The organism is Vibrio sp. S/42/10 (assembly GCF_029890535.1).
Classification (GTDB): domain Bacteria; phylum Pseudomonadota; class Gammaproteobacteria; order Enterobacterales; family Vibrionaceae; genus Vibrio; species Vibrio cyclitrophicus.
In genome coordinates this window covers 173,841-193,838 of sequence record NZ_JAKMZC010000008.1, presented here as the reverse complement: position 1 = coordinate 193,838, position 19,998 = coordinate 173,841, and the positions used below count along the sequence as shown (strand labels likewise).

Genomic DNA, 19,998 nt, shown 5'->3' with positions numbered 1-19,998 from the left:
TCGCAACTTCTCACGTTGAGTACGACACTCCAGCACGTCACTACGCACACGTAGACTGTCCAGGACACGCGGATTATGTTAAAAACATGATCACTGGTGCTGCACAAATGGACGGCGGTATCCTAGTGGTTGCTGCGACTGACGGCCCTATGCCTCAAACTCGTGAGCACATCCTACTTGGTCGTCAAGTTGGTATCCCTTACATCATCGTATTCATGAACAAATGTGACATGGTTGATGACGAAGAGCTACTTGAGCTAGTTGAGATGGAAGTTCGTGAACTTCTTTCTGAATACGACTTCCCAGGTGATGACCTACCAGTAATCCAAGGTTCAGCACTTGGCGCACTAAACGGCGAGAAGCAATGGGAAGACAAGATCGTTGAGCTTGCAGAAGCACTAGATTCTTACATTCCTGAGCCAGAGCGTGCAGTAGACCAACCGTTCCTACTACCAATTGAAGATGTATTCTCAATTCAAGGTCGTGGTACTGTTGTAACTGGTCGTATCGAGCGCGGTATCCTACGTGTAGGTGACGAAGTAGAAATCGTTGGTATCAAAGAGACTACTCTTACTACTTGTACTGGTGTTGAAATGTTCCGTAAACTGCTTGACGAAGGTCGTGCAGGTGAGAACGTTGGTGCACTTCTACGTGGTACTAAGCGTGATGACGTTGAACGTGGTCAAGTACTTTCTGCGAAAGGTTCAATCAACCCACACACTAAGTTTGAGTCTGAAGTATACGTACTTTCTAAAGACGAAGGCGGCCGTCACACTCCTTTCTTCAAGGGTTACCGTCCACAGTTCTACTTCCGTACAACTGACGTAACAGGCGACATTACTCTACCTGAAGGCGTAGAAATGGTAATGCCAGGTGATAACGTTCAAATGACTGTTGAGCTAATCGCTCCAATCGCAATGGACGAAGGTCTACGTTTCGCAATCCGCGAAGGTGGCCGTACAGTTGGTGCTGGTGTTGTAGCTAAAATCTTTGCATAAGATTTGACGAACCACTAGTAAAAAGGGCATCATTTGATGCCCTTTTTCTGCGCTGAAAAAAGAGTTGGATGTTTTGACATCGATTTTCGCTATTAGCAAAGAATTAAACGGTCTTTTTGACTAAAATGACTGTTAGATGTGTTGTTTTGCAACGCAAAGGAATGTGCCCTGCAACAGCGGGGTTATTGTCGTCTATATTTAAGACTTATCACAGGTTGGTTTTATGAAAGCAAACGCTGAAACTCCTGATAGCTCAGGTGCAGCAGATACAATGAAGTGGATCGTCGCTTTTGTTCTGTTGGCTGCTGCTGTTGTGGGTAATTACCTGTATGGTGAATTGTCTGTTGTAATTCGCGCTGCAGGTGTAGTTGTGCTGATTGCTGCCGCACTAGGCGTTGCAGCAACAACAACTAAAGGTAAAGCTGCGATCGATTTTGCAAAAGAATCTCGTATGGAGATTCGTAAAGTTGTTTGGCCTACTCGCCAAGAAACTATGCAAACTACATTGATCGTTTTAGCTGTATGTATTGTTATGTCTCTAGTGCTTTGGGGAATTGACGGCATTATGGTCCGTCTAGTTTCTCTAGCAACTGGGGTGTAGAGGGTTCTGATTCATGAGTGAAGCTCCAAAAAAACGTTGGTATGTAGTTCAAGCCTTTTCTGGCTTTGAAGGTCGTGTTGCACAATCGCTACGCGAGCATATTAAAATGCACAACATGGAAGAACTATTTGGCGATGTGCTAGTACCTACTGAAGAAGTAGTGGAAATGCGTGCAGGTCAACGCCGTAAAAGTGAACGTAAGTTCTTCCCTGGCTACGTATTAGTTCAAATGATCATGAATGATGAATCATGGCACTTAGTACGCAGCATTCCGCGTGTTATGGGCTTCATTGGTGGTACCTCTGATCGTCCTGCACCAATCACTGATAAAGAAGCTGATGCTATCTTGAACCGTCTAGAGAAAGCGAGCGAGTCTCCACGTCCTAAGACAATGTTCGAAGCGGGTGAAGTGGTTCGTGTGAACGATGGTCCATTTGCTGACTTTAACGGTACTGTTGAAGAAGTAGATTACGAGAAAAGCCGCATTAAGGTATCTGTATCGATCTTTGGTCGTGCAACACCGGTTGAGCTTGAATTCGGTCAGGTTGAAAAACTGGACTAATACTCGAACCTTTGATCAAGCTGTGGATAAATACTTCATAAGCTGTTCAAAATAAAAGAGTATAAAAAATCACCTTTTTAGGGTTGTTAAAGGCGCGAATTATGATTATAATTTCGCGCCTTTTTGCTTCTTCGGAAGTAAAAAAGAGTTAATTTAATTTATGGGGAGCTTGCCTTACGGTTAGCGCACGTACCCAAAATATTAGGAAATATCATGGCTAAGAAAGTTGAAGCTTATATCAAACTGCAAGTTGCAGCTGGTATGGCAAACCCAAGTCCACCGGTTGGTCCTGCTCTAGGTCAACACGGCGTGAACATCATGGAATTCTGTAAAGCGTTCAACGCAAAAACAGAATCTGTTGAGAAAGGTCTACCTACTCCAGTAGTTATTACTGTTTACAATGACCGTTCTTTCACGTTCGTAACTAAGACTCCACCTGCTGCTGTTCTTCTTAAGAAAGCTGCTGGCGTTAAGTCTGGTTCAGGTCGTCCAAACACTGAGAAAGTTGGTACTGTAACTGACGCTCAAGTTCAGGAAATCGCAGAAACTAAAGCTGCTGATATGACTGGCGCTGACATCGAAGCAATGAAGCGTTCTATTGCTGGTACTGCTCGTTCAATGGGCCTAGTGGTAGAGGGATAAGATCATGGCAAAACTTACTAAGCGTATGCGCGTAATCCGCGACAAAGTTGACTCAACTAAAGAATACGAAATCAACGAAGCTGTTGCTCTTCTTAAAGAACTAGCTACTGCTAAATTCGTTGAGTCTGTAGATGTTGCTGTTAATCTAGGCATCGATGCTCGTAAATCTGACCAAAACGTACGTGGCGCAACTGTGCTACCTCACGGTACTGGCCGTGAAATCCGCGTTGCTGTGTTCACTCAAGGTGCAAACGCAGAAGCAGCTAAAGAAGCTGGCGCAGATATCGTTGGTATGGAAGATCTTGCTGAGCAAGTGAAAAAAGGCGTAATGGACTTTGACGTTGTTGTTGCTTCTCCTGATGCAATGCGCGTTGTTGGTCAACTAGGTACAATCCTAGGTCCACGCGGTCTAATGCCAAACCCTAAAGTTGGTACTGTAACTCCTAACGTTGCTGAAGCGGTTAAAAACGCTAAAGCTGGTCAGGTTCGTTACCGTAACGACAAGAACGGCATCATCCACACTACTATCGGTAAAGCATCTTTCGAAGCTAACCAGCTTCAAGAGAACCTAGAAGCTCTTCTAGTTGCTCTTAAGAAAGCTAAACCTTCTTCAGCGAAAGGTACTTTCCTGAAGAAAGTAAGCATCTCTACTACGATGGGTGCTGGTGTTGCTGTTGATCAAGCTAGCCTTGATACTCAAGCAAACTAATTTGCTTAGGCGCAGATTTAGTGTATACTTCTGCGCCTAATATTTGTGGTTGGGTGGTTTTTGAAGCAATTCAAAATCATCTATCCCAAGACCGTAGGCGCTAAATCTTTTTAAGATGAAGCTTAATAAAACCTACGTAGGCGATGTTGTTGTTTGAAGTGAATTTATTTGCTTTTAAATAACATCGTAAACGCTCAATACATTTTGTACTGAGTGCTGTAATCACAACCAGAGGTTAATCCAAATGGCTTTAAATCTTCAAGACAAAAAAGCAATTGTTGCTGAAGTCAACGAAGCTGCCAGTGGTGCACTTTCTGCAGTTGTAGCTGATTCTCGTGGCGTTGAAGTTGGCGCAATGACTTCTCTACGTAAACAAGCTCGCGAAGCGGGTGTTTACATGAAAGTTGTTCGTAACACACTAGCACGCCGTGCGGTTCAGGGTACAGACTACGAGTGTCTAGTAGACACTTTCACTGGTCCAACTCTGATCGCATTCTCTAATGAGCACCCAGGTGCTGCAGCGCGTCTTTTCAAAGACTTCGCTAAAGAGAATAAAGATTTCGAGATCAAAGCTGCTGCATTTGAAGGCGCAGTTACTGATGCTGAAGTACTAGCGACACTACCAACTTACGACGAAGCTATCGCACGCCTAATGATGTGCATGAAAGAAGCTTCTGCTGGCAAGCTGGTTCGTACTATCGCTGCTGTTCGCGACCAAAAAGAAGAAGCTGCGGCATAAGCCTTGCTTTTCACTGGTTGCTATTTAAACTTATTGTTGACTTAAAAGAGAATTGTTATGTCTATTACTAACGAGCAAATCCTAGACGCAGTTGCAGAAATGTCTGTAATGCAAGTTGTTGAGCTTATCGAAGCTATGGAAGAGAAATTCGGTGTTACTGCTGCTGCTGCAGTTGTAGCTGGTGGTGCTTCTGCTGAAGCTGCTGCTGAGCAAACTGAATTCGACGTTATCCTTACTGCTGCTGGCGCTAACAAAGTACAAGTTATCAAAGCTGTACGTGGCGCAACTGGCCTAGGTCTTAAAGAAGCTAAAGGTCTTGTAGACTCAGCTCCTGCAGCGCTTAAAGAAGGCGTTGACAAAGCTGAAGCTGAAGCTCTTAAAGCACAGCTAGAAGAAGCTGGCGCTTCTGTTGAAATCAAGTAATTATTACTTAATTTCTTAGCCGCAAGGCTAATGGCTGGTGGTTAATTAACCACCGGCCTTTTTGCGCTGTAGGGCTATGACGAATTTTCCGCTGTTTAACCGTCATAATCCGAGCAAAAAAACAGTCATTTTTTCGAAATGATTGTTCACTACAGTAAACAGCTGTTTGTCACCGCCCCCTCTGAAGAGTGTTTTGGGTGGTTTGGGTCACTTATCAGCGAGCTGAGGAACCCCATGGTTTACTCTTATACCGAGAAAAAGCGCATCCGTAAGGATTTTGGTACTCGTCCACAAGTTTTGGACATTCCATACCTGTTATCGATCCAGCTTGATTCTTTCGATAAATTCATCGAACAGGATCCAGAAGGTCAATACGGTCTTGAAGCTGCTTTCCGTTCTGTATTTCCAATTCAGAGCTACAACGGCAATTCTGAGCTGCAATACGTTAGCTACCGTCTTGGTGAGCCAGTTTTTGACGTTAAAGAATGTCAAATCCGCGGTGTTACTTACTCAAAGCCACTACGCGTAAAACTACGTTTAGTTATCTTTGATCGAGATGCACCAGCAGGTACTGTAAAAGACATTAAAGAACAAGAAGTCTACATGGGCGAAATTCCGCTTATGACAGACAATGGTACTTTCGTAATTAATGGTACCGAGAGGGTTATCGTATCCCAGCTGCACCGAAGCCCAGGCGTGTTCTTCGACAGTGATAAGGGTAAGACCCACTCATCAGGTAAAGTTCTTTATAACGCACGTGTAATTCCTTACCGTGGCTCATGGTTAGACTTTGAGTTCGATCCTAAGGATAACTTATTCGTACGTATCGACCGTCGTCGTAAACTACCTGCATCGATTATTCTTCGTGCACTTGGTAAATCGACAGAAGAGATCTTAGATCTGTTCTTCGACAAGGTGAACTTCGAAGTGAAAGACCAAACTCTACTTATGGAGTTGGTCCCTGATCGTCTACGTGGTGAAACTGCGTCATTCGACATCGAAGCAAATGGTAAAACTTACGTTGAGACTGGTCGTCGTGTTACTGCTCGCCACATCCGTCAACTTGAAAAAGATGGCGTTGAGCACATCGAAGTACCAGTAGAGTACATCGTTGAAAAGATTGCTGCGAAAGATTACATCAACGAAGCAACTGGCGAGATCATTGTTGGTGCAAACCAAGAGATCAGCCTAGAGGCTCTTGCTAACTTATCTCAAGCAGGTCACAAGACTCTAGAAGTTCTGTTCACGAATGACCTAGACCATGGTCCATTCATGTCAGACACTCTACGTGCAGATAGCACAGTAGATCGCATTTCTGCATTGGTAGAAATCTACCGCATGATGCGTCCTGGCGAGCCACCAACGAAAGAAGCTGCAGAATCATTGTTCGAAAGCCTATTCTTCTCTGAAGATCGTTACGACCTATCAACTGTAGGCCGTATGAAATTCAACAGCTCTATCGAGCGTGAAGAAGAAGAAGAGCGCGGTACTCTGGATGAATCAGACATCATTGAAGTGATGAAAAAACTGATCGGCATCCGTAACGGTAAAGGCGAAGTGGACGATATCGACCACCTTGGTAACCGTCGTATCCGTTCTGTAGGTGAAATGGCAGAAAACCAATTCCGTGTTGGTTTAGTTCGTGTAGAACGTGCCGTTAAAGAACGTCTAAGTCTTGGTGATCTTGACGCAATTATGCCTCAAGACCTTATCAACGCTAAGCCGATCTCTGCTGCAGTTAAAGAATTCTTTGGCTCTTCACAGCTTTCACAGTTTATGGACCAAAACAACCCATTGTCAGAAGTTACGCACAAACGTCGTATCTCTGCTTTAGGTCCTGGTGGTCTTACTCGTGAGCGCGCAGGCTTCGAAGTACGTGACGTTCACGTAACTCACTACGGTCGTCTATGTCCGATCGAAACGCCTGAAGGTCCAAACATCGGTCTGATTAACTCGCTATCTGCGTTTGCACGTTGTAACGATTACGGTTTCCTAGAAACTCCGTACCGTCGTGTAGTAGATGGTGTTGTAACAGAAGAAGTTGATTACCTGTCTGCAATCCAGGAAGGTCAATTCGTTATCGCACAGGCGAACACGGTTCTTACTGAAGAATCTACGTTTGCAGATGAGCTAATCACTGCTCGTCAAAAAGGTGAATCTGGTCTTCACCCACGCGATCACGTTGACTACATGGACGTTGCGACAAACCAAGTAGTATCTATCGCTGCTTCGCTTATCCCGTTCCTAGAACACGATGATGCGAACCGTGCATTGATGGGTGCCAACATGCAACGCCAAGCGGTACCAACACTTAAGGCTGATAAGCCTCTAGTAGGTACTGGTATCGAACGTAACATCGCAGTTGACTCTGGTGTTACAGCGGTTGCTAAACGTGGTGGTCAAGTTCAGTCTGTTGACGCTTCTCGTATCGTAGTTAAGGTTAACGAAGATGAATTGGTACCTGGCGAAGCTGGTATCGATATCTACAACCTAACTAAGTACACGCGTTCGAACCAAAACACATGTATTAACCAACGTCCAACTGTACTTCCTGGTGAACCAGTTGCACGCGGCGATGTTCTTGCTGATGGTCCTTCAACTGACCTTGGTGAACTTGCTCTTGGCCAAAACATGCGTATCGCATTTATGCCTTGGAACGGTTACAACTTCGAAGACTCGATCTTAGTATCTGAGCGCGTAGTTCAAGAAGACCGTTTCACGACAATCCACATTCAAGAACTATCTTGTGTGGCTCGTGATACTAAGCTGGGTTCTGAAGAGATCACAGCTGATATTCCAAACGTAGGTGAGTCTGCTCTGTCTAAACTAGACGAGTCAGGTATCGTTTACATTGGTGCTGAAGTTAAGGGTGGCGACATCCTAGTTGGTAAAGTAACCCCTAAAGGTGAAACTCAACTGACTCCTGAAGAGAAGCTACTACGTGCTATCTTCGGTGAGAAAGCATCTGATGTTAAAGATACTTCTCTACGTGTACCAAACTCTGTTTCAGGTACTATCATCGATGTACAAGTCTTCACTCGCGATGGCGTAGAGAAAGACAAACGTGCACTTGAAATCGAACAGATGCAGCTTAAAGAAGCTAAGAAAGACCTAACCGAAGAGTTCCAAATTCTCGAGGGCGGCCTTCTTAACCGTGTTAAAGCTGTACTTCTGTCTGGTGGTTACTCTGAAGCTAAGCTTGATACTATCGGTCGTAAGCAATGGCTAGAGCAAGTTCTAGAAGACGATGCGCTACAAACACAGCTTGAGCAACTTGCTGAGCAGTGGGATGAGCTAAAAGCTGACTTCGATAAGAAGTTTGAAACTAAGCGTCGTAAAATCACTCAAGGTGATGATCTAGCGCCTGGCGTTCTTAAGATTGTGAAAGTTTACCTAGCGGTTAAACGTCGTATCCAGCCTGGTGATAAGATGGCCGGTCGTCACGGTAACAAAGGTGTAATCTCTAAGATTAACCCTGTTGAAGACATGCCATACGATGAGAAAGGTCAGCCTGTAGACATCGTACTTAACCCACTGGGTGTACCATCGCGTATGAACATCGGTCAGATCCTAGAAGTACACTTAGGTTTGGCTGCGAAAGGTATCGGTGACAAGATCAACCAAATGGTTAAGGAACAACAAGAGCTGCATAAGTTCCGTGAGTTCCTACAGAAGGTTTATGATCTTGGTGATACTCGTCAGAAAGTTGATATTGCTGAACTGTCTGATGATCAAGTTCGTACACTGATTAAGAACTTACGTGGCGGTCTACCGATTGCTACCCCTGTGTTCGACGGTGCTTCTGAGTCTCTAATCAAAGAGCTATTAAAACTGGGTGATCTGCCAGAATCTGGTCAGCTTAAACTGTTTGATGGTCGTACTGGTGATTCGTTTGAGCGTCCTGTAACTGTTGGTTACATGTACATGCTGAAACTGAACCACTTGGTTGATGACAAGATGCATGCTCGTTCAACTGGTTCTTACAGCCTAGTAACTCAGCAACCACTTGGTGGTAAAGCTCAGTTCGGTGGTCAGCGTTTCGGTGAGATGGAAGTATGGGCACTAGAAGCATACGGTGCTGCATATACTCTACAAGAAATGCTAACAGTTAAGTCGGATGACGTTAACGGCCGTACTAAGATGTATAAGAACATCGTAGACGGTAACCATAGCATGGAACCTGGTATGCCAGAGTCGTTCAACGTACTGTTGAAAGAGATTCGCTCGCTAGGTATCAACATCGAGCTAGAAGACGAAGAGTAATCCCTCTTTTTAAAAAGATTGGATTACTTGGTAAAGGGGGCTCACTTTAGTCGGTGAGCTCCTTTAACTCCTTACAGGAGCTGAACGTGAAAGACTTATTAAACTTTCTAAAAGCACAGCATAAGACCGAAGAATTTGATGCAATCAAAATCGGTCTATCTTCACCAGACACGATTCGTTCGTGGTCTTTTGGTGAAGTTAAAAAGCCAGAAACAATTAACTATCGTACGTTCAAACCTGAACGTGATGGTCTGTTCTGTGCACGTATTTTTGGTCCAGTTAAAGACTACGAATGTCTTTGTGGCAAATACAAGCGCCTGAAGCACCGTGGTGTTATCTGTGAGAAGTGTGGCGTTGAAGTTACACAAACTAAAGTTCGTCGTGACCGCATGGGCCACATCGAACTAGCTTCACCAGTTGCTCACATCTGGTTCCTAAAATCACTACCGTCTCGTATCGGTCTACTAATGGATATCCCTCTACGTGATATCGAACGTGTTCTTTACTTCGAAATGTACGTAGTAACTGAACCGGGTATGACTGATCTAGAAAAATCTCAGATGCTTACTGAAGAAGAGTATCTAGATCGTCTAGAAGAGTGGGGTGACGAATTCACTGCTAAGATGGGTGCTGAAGCGATCAAAGATCTGCTTTCAACAATGGACCTTCATCAAGAAGTGGAAGAAATGCGCGAAGAGTTAGAAACGACTAACTCTGAAACTAAGCGTAAGAAAGTTACTAAGCGTTTGAAGCTAGTTGAAGCGTTCATCTCATCAGGTAACAAGCCTGAGTGGATGATCCTAACTGTGCTTCCAGTGCTACCACCAGATCTACGTCCTCTAGTACCTCTAGATGGCGGTCGTTTTGCGACTTCAGATCTTAACGACCTTTACCGTCGTGTGATTAACCGTAACAACCGTTTGAAGCGTCTTCTAGAGCTAGCGGCTCCAGACATCATCGTACGTAACGAAAAACGTATGCTGCAAGAGTCTGTTGATGCCCTTCTAGATAACGGTCGTCGCGGTCGTGCGATCACGGGTTCTAACAAGCGTCCTCTGAAATCTCTTGCTGATATGATCAAGGGTAAACAAGGTCGTTTCCGTCAGAACCTTCTTGGTAAACGTGTAGACTACTCTGGCCGTTCTGTAATCACAGTAGGTCCATACCTTCGTCTACATCAGTGTGGTCTTCCTAAGAAGATGGCACTTGAGCTATTTAAGCCGTTCATCTACAGCAAGCTAGAAACTCGTGGTATGGCTACGACAATTAAAGCTGCTAAGAAGATGGTAGAGCGCGAAGAAGCTATCGTTTGGGATATCCTAGACGAAGTAATCCGCGAACACCCAGTACTGCTTAACCGTGCACCTACACTTCACCGTCTAGGTATCCAAGCGTTTGAACCAGTACTAATCGAAGGTAAAGCGATTCAGCTTCACCCACTAGTGTGTGCGGCATACAACGCCGACTTCGATGGTGACCAAATGGCGGTACACGTGCCTCTAACTCTAGAAGCACAGCTTGAAGCTCGTACTCTGATGATGTCGACGAATAACATTCTGTCGCCAGCGTCAGGTGATCCTATCATCGTACCTTCTCAGGACGTTGTATTGGGTCTTTACTACATGACACGTGACAAGATCAACGTGAAAGGTGAAGGTATGTACCTTGCTGGCCCTGCTGAGGCTGAAAAGGCATACCGTACTAAGACTGCTGAGCTACACGCTCGTGTTAAAGTACGTATCACTGAGACTGTAGTAGATGAAGATGGTAATAGCACTACTGAAACGAAGATGGTTGATACAACTGTCGGCCGTGCAATGCTATGGCAAATCGTTCCAGCTGGCCTACCGTACAGCATCGTTAACCAGAAGCTAGGTAAGAAGCAAATTTCTAACCTACTAAACGAGTGTTACCGTAAGCTTGGTCTTAAAGATACAGTAGTATTCGCTGACCAAATCATGTACGCAGGTTTTGCATACGCTGCACTTTCAGGTGTTTCTGTTGGTATCGACGATATGGTTGTACCTCAAGCGAAATACGATGAAATTGAATCTGCTGAAGAAGAAGTTCGTGAAATCCAAGAGCAATTCCAATCTGGTCTTGTTACTGCGGGTGAGCGTTACAACAAAGTTATCGATATCTGGGCATCTACGAATGACCGCGTTGCGAAAGCAATGATGGATAACCTATCTTCTGAAACAGTTATCAACCGTGATGGCGAAGAAGAACAGCAAGAATCGTTTAACAGCATCTACATGATGGCCGACTCGGGCGCACGTGGTTCTGCAGCTCAGATTCGTCAGCTTGCAGGTATGCGTGGTCTGATGGCGCGTCCAGATGGTTCAATCATCGAAACGCCGATCACAGCGAACTTTAAAGAAGGTCTAAACGTCCTTCAGTACTTTATCTCAACGCACGGTGCTCGTAAGGGTCTTGCGGATACAGCACTGAAAACAGCTAACTCGGGTTACCTAACTCGTCGTCTAGTAGACGTAGCACAAGACGTTGTAGTACACGAACATGACTGTGGCACGCATGAAGGTATCGACATGATGCCTCACATCGAAGGTGGTGACGTTAAAGTTGCACTTTCTGAGCTTGCTCTTGGTCGTGTAGTTGCTGAAGATGTTCTTAAGCCTGGTACTGAAGATGTACTGATTCCACGTAATACTCTGATTGATGAGAAGTGGTGTCAAATCATGGAAGACAACTCTGTAGATAGCATGAAAGTGCGCTCAGTTGTTACCTGTGATGCAGACTTCGGTTGTTGTGCACAGTGTTACGGTCGTGACCTAGCACGTGGCCACCTAGTAAACCAAGGTGAAGCAGTTGGTGTTATCGCTGCACAATCTATCGGTGAACCGGGTACACAGCTAACGATGCGTACGTTCCACATCGGTGGTGCGGCATCTACTGCTGCGGCAGAGAACAGCATCCAAGCTAAGACAACTGGTACTGTGAAACTTCACAATGCTAAGTTCGTAGTGAACAAAGATAAGAAACTGGTTATCACTTCTCGTGCATCTGAGATGACGATTATTGATGAATTCGGCCGTACTAAAGAGAAGCACAAACTTCCTTACGGTTCGATGCTAACCAAAGGCGACAACGCAGCAGTTACTGCTGGTGAAGTTGTAGCTAACTGGGAAGCGCATACTATGCCAATCATCACTGAAGTGGCAGGTCGTATCCAATTCGTAGATATGATCGATGGTATTACAGTTTCTCGTCAAACTGACGATCTAACGGGTCTTTCTTCAAGTGAAGTAACAGACGCAGCAGCTCGCCCAGCAGCGGGTAAAGATATGCGTCCAGCTATCAAACTTGTTGATGAGCAAGGTAACGACGTAATGATCCCTGGTACAGATATGCCAGCTCACTACTTCCTACCTGGCAAAGCGATTGTAAACATCGAAGATGGCGCTGAAGTTGGCATTGGTGACACACTATCTCGTATCCCTCAAAAATCGAGCGGAAACAAAGATATCACTGGTGGTCTACCACGCGTAGCTGACCTATTCGAAGCTCGTAAGCCTAAAGAGCCTGCGATTCTTGCTGAGCACACAGGTACTGTGTCTTTCGGTAAAGAAACGAAAGGTAAGCGTCGTCTAGTGATCACTCGTGAAGGCGGTGACGCTTACGAAGAGATGATTCCTAAGCATCGTCAATTGAACGTGTTTGAAGGTGAGAAGATTGAACGTGGTGATGTAATCGCCGACGGTCCTGAAACTCCACACGATATCCTGCGTCTACGTGGTATCCACGCTGTGACTCAGTACATCGCGAACGAAGTTCAAGAAGTTTACCGTTTACAAGGCGTTAAGATTAACGATAAGCACATTGAGACTATCGTTCGTCAAATGCTACGTAAGTGTACAATCACCCATTCTGGTGACTCTCAGTTCCTACCTGGCGAACAAGTTGAGTACCACAATGTTAAGATTGCTAACCGTAAACTAGAAGCTGAAGGTAAAGAACTAGTACGTTTCGAACGTGATCTACTAGGTATTACTAAAGCATCTCTTGCAACTGAGTCATTCATCTCAGCTGCATCGTTCCAAGAAACGACTCGCGTACTAACAGAAGCTGCGGTTTCTGGTAAGCGTGATGACCTTCGCGGCCTGAAAGAGAACGTAATTGTTGGTCGTCTGATCCCAGCTGGTACTGGTTTCGCATACCACCAAGAGCGTCAAAAGCAACGTGAAGAAGAGCAAGAAGGTCCTTCAGCTGAACAAGCTACTGACAATCTAGCAGCACTTCTAAATGCTGGTTTCTCTTCAGAAGAGTAAGCTCTACGAGTAGTCTCTAAGAGATAAAAAAAGGCACCTTCGGGTGCCTTTTTTGTATCTGAAATATAAGTGAATCATGGCGACTGCGAGCAGTCTTAACTCTTTAATACCAATCACAGTAAGTAAATGATCAGAAATAGCGCAGGAAAAAGATTTGAGAACAAGGCGAATTTTTTTGATAAGTAGTTATTTTACAATCAAAAACTCTAACTCAGTTATCGAGCGTTGGCTGGTGGATGCTGATTTTGGAATGTAGTTTTGTCCAGTATCGAACATTAAGGTACTGGGGGATCTTAAAATCTTCCACTGAACGTGTAGGGTGGGTTATATAATCTATAGACAAAACGAAAAGCTTGCACAGAGGCAAGCTTAGAAGATGTTAAGCCAATTATGCCCCTGGTGGAACGGCTAAGCTATCGGCAATTTGTTGTATCAGTTGATCTTCCACTTCAAACCTTGCCTCAATAATCTCACCAATTAGAGACAAATCACTATCAAAACTTTCTAGCGCATCACTCGCTTCAATTGCAGCGTACTTATCGGTAAAGTTAAGTAGTGGCTCAGTGGTAAGAACGATATGACCATAAGACTGGTTAATTTCGTCTGTTGCTTTGAAGCCAGTAGACTGCCATTTATCCATCACCATGTCATATATTTTGAAATGACCTTCAGAGATGTAATCAACAAGATGTTGGCTGAATTTTTGGAGCGCTTCTGGAGATGGTAGTTCAGTGATAGCAGGTGTTTTTGACGATGAAGGCTTTAGAGCGGCAAGCTTACAATACTCAACGATTAGAGACTGTCGAGTTTCGAGCCAATGATCGATGACCTCATTAGAGCCACCCCATTGTTCTTGTACTTGTTTGAATTTATTTAGCATGACCATGTCCTCATGATCTGATCACAACCTTGTGATCAAGTAATTGCCTAAGCAGGGTCCATTTTATTGGTAGCTACTAAAAGTAATAGTTTGAATTATTCTCTGCTACAACTCTAGTATGAAATTAGATTGCCAGTAAAATGAACGAACTGCAAGCAATGAGGTATAGGGATGTTAAAAAAAAGTGATAACAAAATGACAGAGCAAGCTTATTGGTGCGTCGTTTCAGGTAGTGATATTTGGGTTAATAATGATCAGTTTCCTTATGGGTCTGCTGATGAGTTAGGGCTGAGTGTTGAACACGCGATCTGTATCGGTCAGCATCAAGGTCGTAAAGTGTATTGGCTCAACGACTGTGATGTTGAGAGTGAACTAACCATGGTTAACCTGAGGGAGTTACTTCATTGGCCTGAATCTAGTTTCCTTACCGCAAGTAAAGCTATCCAATATGGGCACATGACACAAAGTATGCGTTTCTGCCCGCAATGTGGTGGTCGTAATCACCTCAACCATAATCAGGTGGCGATGCAATGCGGAGACTGTCGAACACTTCATTATCCTCGTATCTTCCCGTGCATCATTGTTGCTGTACGTAACGACAACAAGATATTGCTTGCACAGCACCCTAGGCATAAAACTGGTATGTATACCGTGATAGCGGGCTTCCTAGAAGTTGGAGAAACCCTAGAGCAGTGTGTTGCAAGAGAGGTTAAAGAAGAAACGGGCGTTGATGTGGATAATATTCGTTACTTTGGCAGTCAACCATGGGCTTTTCCATCGAGTATGATGATGGCCTTTCTCGCTGACTACGCTGGCGGTACGCTCAAGCCAGATTACAGTGAACTGTCGGATGCCCAATGGTTTGATGTAACAAGCCTGCCTGATATAGCTCCAGTAGGAACGATTGCGAGACAATTGATTGAGAAAACTGTGGGTGACGTGATGAAAAATGGTGTGGCAGAGCAGACGATAGAGTACTAATTTACCTATGATAGTATTTGGTCTATAGGTGGTCAAAAGCTAAAAAAAACCCTCCACAAGTGGAGGGGGTAAGTAAGATGTCGTTATGAGATGCTGAGTAGTGACTACTCAGATGTTATAATTGTAATTTTCGCTAGCGAACAAATTTTTAACATGCTCCTGCAATTGGGTGCAAATTAAGCATTGATTTAAAAGTTAATAACTTGATCTAGGTTGCAAAGCACACAGCTTTTACCCTTCAATCAGTGTTAGAATACTTGCCATCAAAACTAGACAAGATTGAATTGGAATTTAACGGAATGACCGAATTAAAAAACGATCGCTATTTACGCGCACTTTTAAAACAGCCTGTTGATTACACACCAGTATGGATGATGCGCCAAGCTGGCCGCTATCTTCCAGAGTACAAAGCAACGCGTGCTGAAGCGGGCGATTTCATGTCTTTGTGCAAAAACGCAGAACTAGCATCAGAAGTAACACTTCAACCTTTACGTCGTTTCCCGCTTGATGCGGCAATCTTGTTCTCTGACATCCTAACTATTCCTGACGCAATGGGCTTAGGCTTGTACTTTGAAACTGGTGAAGGTCCTAAATTTGAACGCCCTATCACATGTAAAGCTGACGTAGAGAAGATTGGCCTACCGGATCCCGAAGGTGAGCTTCAATACGTAATGAATGCTGTTCGTCAGATCCGTAAAGATCTGAAAGGCGAAGTGCCATTGATTGGTTTCTCTGGTAGCCCATGGACTCTAGCGACCTACATGGTTGAAGGTGGAAGTTCTAAGGCATTCACTAAGATCAAGAAGATGATGTACGCAGAACCACAAACGCTGCACCTGCTTCTAGACAAGCTGGCTGACAGTGTTATCGAATACCTGAACGCGCAAATTAAAGCGGGTGCTCAATCGGTAATGGTATTTGATACATGGGGTGGTGTGCTGACTCCTCGTGACTACAACCTATTCTCACTGCAATACATGCACAAGATCGTTGATGGCCTAATCCGTGAAAACGAAGGTCGTCGAGTACCGGTTACTCTGTTCACTAAGAACGGGGGCATGTGGCTTGAGTCTATCGCAGCAACAGGTTGTGATGCGGTAGGTCTAGATTGGACAATCAACATCGCAGATGCAAAAGCTCGCATCGGCGACAAAGTGGCACTGCAAGGTAACATGGACCCTTCTATGCTTTACGCTCAACCAGAACGTATTCGTGAAGAAGTGGGCAGCATTCTTGAAGGCTTTGGCGACGCAGGTACAGGCCATGTATTTAACCTAGGTCACGGTATCCATTTAGATGTGCCGCCAGAAAACGCTGGTGTATTCGTTGACGCTGTTCACGAACTGTCTAAGCCTTACCACAAGTAATCCTGTGTAAGACGATTGAAAGCGCTGCTGGGCAACCTACAGCGCTTTTTTATTGCCTGAAGATTTGTTGAAATTCGTTGTGTGCAGTTAATTAGGCGTTTGAAACATGCTAGGCCAAATGCTCTGAAATGTGTTTCCTGATATAAGGAATGACTTCACTTTCGAACCAAGGGTTCTTCTTAAGCCAGATATTATTGCGTGGTGAAGGGTGGGGAAGTGGTAAAAACTCTGGTGCCCAAGCCTGCCAGTTCTTGACTGTCTCTGTCAGTGTTTTAGTTGTCTTTTCCTTTAAATAATAGTTTTGCGCATACTGACCAATCAGCAGTGTCATTTGAATGTTGGGTAGGGATTGCAGCACTTTCTGATGCCACAACTCAGCACATTCTGGTCTTGGAGGGAGGTCGCCACTTTTTCCTTTCCCCGGGTAACAAAACCCCATAGGCACAATCGCCACTTTTTGCTCGTCATAAAAGGTATCGCTGTCTATCCCTAACCATTCTCTCAATCGTTCACCACTGGCATCGTTCCAAGGGATGGATGACTCATGCACCTTGATGCCCGGCGCTTGACCTATGATCAGCAAGCGCGCGTTTGGGTGTGCTTGAATCACAGGATTAGCCCCATGTGATAGATGAGGCTCACAAGCGGTGCATTGTCGTATCTCGGTGAGCAGTGATGAGAACATCAGTAACCTTTGTCGAAGTCGATAGTGTGGTTCAGTTTAAAGCCATCTCGCCACTGTTGGTAATTCTCGGCGAAGATTTCTACTACTTGCCTTGGCTCACTCAGTGCTGCAATGTGTGGAGTGATGGTCACTTGCGGCAGTTTCCAGAAAGGGTGATCTTTGGGTAGAGGCTCATTTTCAAACACATCTAGAAATGCGTGCTCCACCCACTTATTTTTAATCGCTAACAGTAATGCTTTGTTATCTAGGCTTTCCCCCCTGCCAACATTAAACAGCAGTACATTAGAGCAATAGCCTAGGGTAGTTTCATCCAACAGTTGATAGGTTTCAGCAGTTGATGGCAAGGTGTTGACCACAATATCCGCTTGTTTAAGGGCGGCTTCTATCTCATTGATGTGGAAAGTTTGTTTAAAGGTCTCTTGCTTTGATGGGATACCCGTACGGTTGACTCCAATGGTATAAATACCAAACGCAGCGGCAGTTTTCGCTAAATGACTTCCAATTGAACCTGTCCCTAAAATAACCATAGTTTTGCCAGCTAGGCTAGTATAAAGCTGTGGATGCCAATTCTTCTCGGCCTGTTGCTGGTGGTAATGAGGGAAGTGTCTGAAGTGACTGATCGTGTAACCCAACACGTATTCAGCGATCGCCGGGCCGAAAATACCTTTCACATTGGTGAGTGTATAGTCTTGGCGAAGATCTGGTTGGGTGAGCTTGTTAATTCCAGCATAGGTGCTATGAACCCAGTCGAGTTGTTTAAACTCATCAAGGCGTTCAGCTATGAGTGGAGGCGATGCCAAGACAACCTCGGCTAACTTGGGGTTTTGAGTGATTTCTAGGTCGGGTAAATCCTGGTTTAGAATTAGTTGCGTATAGGTATCGTCATGCTCAGTAAGAATATAGAGCTTATTCGTAAAATTGTTCATCGGCTTACCTTTTCCCCCTAGGGTTTATCAAGTACACTTTCGCTGTCTTTTTCTGCAATTATTGAGTGACTATGCTTCAGAATCCACTGCAGGTTCGTCTTGAAAAGTTAGAACCTTGGCAACAAATTACTTTTATGGCGTGTCTATGTGAGCGTATGTATCCTAACTATGCCATGTTTTGTGAGAATACAGAATTTGCGGAAGCTCGAATCTATCGTGACGTGTTGGATAGCATCTGGGAAATCTTAACGGTTAAAACTGCAAAGGTGAATTTTGAGCGTCAACTTGAGAAAGTTGAAGAGCTATTCCCTAGCGGTGATGATTTTGATTTTTATGGTGTTTACCCAGCCATGGATGCATGCCAAGGCTTAGCAACATTAATTCATGGTCTACTTGATCGTGAGCATATGTTGGAAGCTGTAATTAAAGTGAGTCAACAATCGGTGAAGACGGTTGCTGAGCTTGAGTTTGCTCAAGGCGCTGACGAAGTGACGAACGAAAACCAGAAAGAAAATGAAGCGGTGTGTGAAGAGTGGGATGTTCAGTGGGCGATCTTCCGACCATTACGTGAAACGGCAGAGCGCGACCTAGAATTGATTAAAGACTTACGCCACGAACTGCGTGAAGACCCTGTGAGTAACATTGGTGTTGCGTTGTAATTCGCTTTTGCGTCAAAGTATGAATAAAACAAAGGCTCCCTAGGGAGCCTTTGTTTTATCTGATGGTATGAAGCGTGGATTAAGAATCTTTTTTACCTTCGTTCTGCGCTTTGTCCTTTGATGAGCCGTTATCTGATTTTGAATCTGATGAGTTGTCGTCTACTAGAGTTTCCTCTGGCTCGTCCTCTTCATCGCGGTTTTCGATAACACCGTGTGTCTCTTTCCACGTTTCCCAGCGTTGGAACGCCAGTTCTTGCATATCGGTGGTTTTGTCCGCTTCATCGACGATCTCTTCACCAACTAAGTGTTCAAAGATATCTTCTAGGGTAATGATGCCTTGAATCGTACCGTATTCATCAACCACTAAAGATAGTTGAAGGCGGTTTGCCATCATCTGGTCAAAGGCTTTAGCCAAACCCATATTGTTCAGCAACACGTGGATAGGGCGCATAACTTCACCCAGAGCTTTTTCGCCACAACCTGCTTGCTGCAATCTAAATAGCTCTAAGCGGTGTACAAAACCAATGATGTTGTCACTCTGCTCGCTGTAAATCAACGGACGTGAGAATGGCGTGTCTTTATGTTGTTCTAGGAACGTATTCACACTCATTTCCGCATCAACACGGAATACCACTGGACGTGGTGTCATTACCTGAGTCACGGGTACATCTTGAATACCCAGTAGGTTGCTCAGAATTTTTGACTCACCTTCTGCAAACTCGCCGCTCTCTTTTGCCAAAATCGCCATTGCAGATAACTCATCACGCATTTTTGGTGCTTGGTGGTCACGAGCAAGACGTTTGGTGATCTGTTCTGAGAACCATACAAACGGTGTTAGGAAGAATACCATCCAGCGCAGCACGCTTGCCGAAGCAGGAGCAAGTTGACGCCAGTAGGTTGCACCAATGGTTTTTGGAACAATCTCAGACAACACCAAAATACCTAGCGTTAGCACGGCTGAGAAGACACCTAACCATTGGCTACCAAAAACAACAGCCGCTTGTGCACCTGCTGTCGCAGCACCGATAGTATGCGCGATGGTGTTGAGCGTTAAAATTGACGCAAGCGGGCGGTCAATATCTGTTTTCAGTTTGTCTAATGACTCTGCTGCAGGGTGCCCATTTTGTTTTAGTTGAGCAATATAGCTCGGACTAATACTCAAAAGTACAGCTTCCAAAACAGAACAAATAAAAGAAACTCCAATGGCAATGGAGACGTAAATAGTTAGCAGCAGCATGTTTGCCCTTAAATTAAATTGTACGCTTTATCAGCGA

Annotated in this window: 16 protein-coding genes; 12 read left to right on the top strand and 4 right to left on the bottom strand. The window is 44.6% G+C overall.

The genetic code is table 11. The features are described 5' to 3' along the window. From tuf to rpoC, 9 genes are all read left to right on the top strand, one after another. Nucleotides 1–998, top strand: a 998-nt coding sequence (gene tuf / locus L8S15_RS11435) for an elongation factor Tu (RefSeq protein ID WP_280573106.1), incomplete at its 5' end; no start/stop codon positions are given. A gap of 223 nt (nt 999–1,221) precedes the next feature. Beyond that, a complete protein-coding gene (gene secE, locus L8S15_RS11430) occupies nt 1,222–1,599 on the top strand; it encodes a preprotein translocase subunit SecE (protein WP_010435558.1) in 378 nt (125 codons plus the stop codon). 13 nt (nt 1,600–1,612) lie between these two features. Beyond that, the gene (gene nusG / locus L8S15_RS11425; RefSeq protein WP_010435556.1) at nt 1,613–2,161 is read left to right on the top strand and encodes a transcription termination/antitermination protein NusG; all 549 of its coding nucleotides are present in this window, start codon (nt 1,613–1,615) and stop codon (nt 2,159–2,161) included. A gap of 213 nt (nt 2,162–2,374) precedes the next feature. Further along, complete coding sequence (gene rplK / locus L8S15_RS11420) at nt 2,375–2,803, top strand: 50S ribosomal protein L11 (protein WP_010435555.1); 429 nt, start codon at nt 2,375–2,377, stop codon at nt 2,801–2,803. A gap of 4 nt (nt 2,804–2,807) precedes the next feature. Next, nucleotides 2,808–3,512 (top strand): 50S ribosomal protein L1, encoded by a 705-nt coding sequence (rplA, locus tag L8S15_RS11415; RefSeq protein WP_010435553.1) that lies wholly within the window; start codon nt 2,808–2,810, stop codon nt 3,510–3,512. Between the two features lie 244 nt (nt 3,513–3,756). Further along, nucleotides 3,757–4,251 (top strand): 50S ribosomal protein L10, encoded by a 495-nt coding sequence (rplJ, locus tag L8S15_RS11410; RefSeq protein ID WP_010435550.1) that lies wholly within the window; start codon nt 3,757–3,759, stop codon nt 4,249–4,251. Between the two features lie 57 nt (nt 4,252–4,308). Beyond that, complete coding sequence (gene rplL, locus L8S15_RS11405) at nt 4,309–4,674, top strand: 50S ribosomal protein L7/L12 (protein ID WP_010435548.1); 366 nt, start codon at nt 4,309–4,311, stop codon at nt 4,672–4,674. A 234-nt stretch (nt 4,675–4,908) separates the two neighbouring features. After that, on the top strand, nt 4,909–8,937 hold the full coding sequence (gene rpoB, locus L8S15_RS11400) for a DNA-directed RNA polymerase subunit beta (RefSeq protein ID WP_010435546.1): 4,029 nt from the start codon (nt 4,909–4,911) through the stop codon (nt 8,935–8,937). A gap of 86 nt (nt 8,938–9,023) precedes the next feature. Then, the gene (rpoC, locus tag L8S15_RS11395) at nt 9,024–13,226 is read left to right on the top strand and encodes a DNA-directed RNA polymerase subunit beta' (RefSeq protein ID WP_010435544.1); all 4,203 of its coding nucleotides are present in this window, start codon (nt 9,024–9,026) and stop codon (nt 13,224–13,226) included. Nucleotides 13,227–13,614: 388 nt separating this feature from the next. Here rpoC and L8S15_RS11390 read toward each other — a convergent pair whose 3' ends face one another. Continuing rightward, complete coding sequence (locus L8S15_RS11390; RefSeq protein WP_010435542.1) at nt 13,615–14,112, bottom strand: Rsd/AlgQ family anti-sigma factor; 498 nt, start codon at nt 14,110–14,112, stop codon at nt 13,615–13,617. A gap of 165 nt (nt 14,113–14,277) precedes the next feature. Here L8S15_RS11390 and nudC point away from each other — a divergent pair, with 165 nt between their 5' ends. Next, nucleotides 14,278–15,087, top strand: coding sequence for an NAD(+) diphosphatase (nudC, locus tag L8S15_RS11385; protein ID WP_016769205.1), 810 nt, complete (start codon nt 14,278–14,280; stop codon nt 15,085–15,087). 299 nt (nt 15,088–15,386) lie between these two features. Then, on the top strand, nt 15,387–16,454 hold the full coding sequence (gene hemE, locus L8S15_RS11380; RefSeq protein WP_010435538.1) for a uroporphyrinogen decarboxylase: 1,068 nt from the start codon (nt 15,387–15,389) through the stop codon (nt 16,452–16,454). Nucleotides 16,455–16,563: 109 nt separating this feature from the next. Here the strand turns inward: hemE and L8S15_RS11375 are convergent, their stop codons facing one another. Both L8S15_RS11375 and L8S15_RS11370 read right to left on the bottom strand, forming a co-directional pair. Then, nucleotides 16,564–17,139, bottom strand: a complete 576-nt coding sequence (locus L8S15_RS11375) for a uracil-DNA glycosylase family protein (RefSeq protein ID WP_016787672.1) — start codon at nt 17,137–17,139, stop codon at nt 16,564–16,566. After that, complete coding sequence (locus tag L8S15_RS11370; protein WP_280573098.1) at nt 17,139–18,065, bottom strand: D-2-hydroxyacid dehydrogenase; 927 nt, start codon at nt 18,063–18,065, stop codon at nt 17,139–17,141. Before L8S15_RS11370 ends, L8S15_RS11375 begins: the two co-directional genes overlap by 1 nt. A gap of 71 nt (nt 18,066–18,136) precedes the next feature. On the opposite strand from L8S15_RS11370, the gene L8S15_RS11365 reads away from it, so the two are divergent. Continuing rightward, nucleotides 18,137–18,724: a DUF416 family protein gene (locus L8S15_RS11365; RefSeq protein ID WP_016769208.1), complete on the top strand. Its 588-nt coding sequence runs from the start codon at nt 18,137–18,139 to the stop codon at nt 18,722–18,724. A gap of 79 nt (nt 18,725–18,803) precedes the next feature. Here L8S15_RS11365 and L8S15_RS11360 read toward each other — a convergent pair whose 3' ends face one another. After that, the gene (locus tag L8S15_RS11360) at nt 18,804–19,961 is read right to left on the bottom strand and encodes a hemolysin family protein (RefSeq protein WP_280573095.1); all 1,158 of its coding nucleotides are present in this window, start codon (nt 19,959–19,961) and stop codon (nt 18,804–18,806) included. Between the last annotated feature and the right edge of the window lie 37 nt (nt 19,962–19,998).

What these genes read in the sequence shown, in the direction of transcription:
- secE (WP_010435558.1), top strand. Translation starts at nt 1,222, where the DNA reads ATGAAAGCAAACGCTGAAACTCCTGATAGCTCAGGTGCAGCAGATACA.
- nusG (WP_010435556.1), top strand. Translation starts at nt 1,613, where the DNA reads ATGAGTGAAGCTCCAAAAAAACGTTGGTATGTAGTTCAAGCCTTTTCT.
- rplK (WP_010435555.1), top strand. Translation starts at nt 2,375, where the DNA reads ATGGCTAAGAAAGTTGAAGCTTATATCAAACTGCAAGTTGCAGCTGGT.
- rplA (WP_010435553.1), top strand. Translation starts at nt 2,808, where the DNA reads ATGGCAAAACTTACTAAGCGTATGCGCGTAATCCGCGACAAAGTTGAC.
- rplJ (WP_010435550.1), top strand. Translation starts at nt 3,757, where the DNA reads ATGGCTTTAAATCTTCAAGACAAAAAAGCAATTGTTGCTGAAGTCAAC.
- rplL (WP_010435548.1), top strand. Translation starts at nt 4,309, where the DNA reads ATGTCTATTACTAACGAGCAAATCCTAGACGCAGTTGCAGAAATGTCT.
- rpoB (WP_010435546.1), top strand. Translation starts at nt 4,909, where the DNA reads ATGGTTTACTCTTATACCGAGAAAAAGCGCATCCGTAAGGATTTTGGT.
- L8S15_RS11390 (WP_010435542.1), bottom strand. Translation starts at nt 14,112, where the DNA reads ATGGTCATGCTAAATAAATTCAAACAAGTACAAGAACAATGGGGTGGC.
- nudC (WP_016769205.1), top strand. Translation starts at nt 14,278, where the DNA reads ATGTTAAAAAAAAGTGATAACAAAATGACAGAGCAAGCTTATTGGTGC.
- hemE (WP_010435538.1), top strand. Translation starts at nt 15,387, where the DNA reads ATGACCGAATTAAAAAACGATCGCTATTTACGCGCACTTTTAAAACAG.
- L8S15_RS11375 (WP_016787672.1), bottom strand. Translation starts at nt 17,139, where the DNA reads ATGTTCTCATCACTGCTCACCGAGATACGACAATGCACCGCTTGTGAG.
- L8S15_RS11370 (WP_280573098.1), bottom strand. Translation starts at nt 18,065, where the DNA reads ATGAACAATTTTACGAATAAGCTCTATATTCTTACTGAGCATGACGAT.
- L8S15_RS11365 (WP_016769208.1), top strand. Translation starts at nt 18,137, where the DNA reads ATGCTTCAGAATCCACTGCAGGTTCGTCTTGAAAAGTTAGAACCTTGG.
- L8S15_RS11360 (WP_280573095.1), bottom strand. Translation starts at nt 19,961, where the DNA reads ATGCTGCTGCTAACTATTTACGTCTCCATTGCCATTGGAGTTTCTTTT.